The sequence below is a fragment of the Streptomyces sp. ADMS genome (genome assembly GCF_033441795.1).
Lineage (GTDB): Bacteria > Actinomycetota > Actinomycetes > Streptomycetales > Streptomycetaceae > Streptomyces.
Genome location: NZ_JAVFVX010000663.1, coordinates 1 through 223 on the forward strand (window position 1 = coordinate 1; position 223 = coordinate 223).

A 223-nucleotide genomic window follows, 5' to 3' on the forward strand; every position below is an offset into this window, starting at 1 on the left:
GCGGTTGTGCGGGTCCGGGGCGGCGGGCCGAGTCGCTGCCGGAGGTCCGGTCCGAGCGCCGGTCCGGTTGGCCGCAGACTTGGCGCGGCCGGTGCCGGCCTGCGGGCGTCGAGTGGCTTCGCCCGGGTGGGCGGGGAGCTGGGCGAGGCGACGCAGTCGCCAGACCAAGACGTCGTTCACGTCCTCGGCCGTGTCGAGTTCGCGCATGGCGATGGCCTCCTGC

The 223-nt window shown here is 75.8% G+C and carries 1 pseudogene; it reads right to left on the minus strand.

From position 1 onward, the window contains the following. Positions 1-207 (minus strand): annotated as a pseudogene (locus tag RB628_RS42395) (mobilization protein); the annotation flags it as partial. Positions 208-223 lie beyond the last annotated feature (16 nt).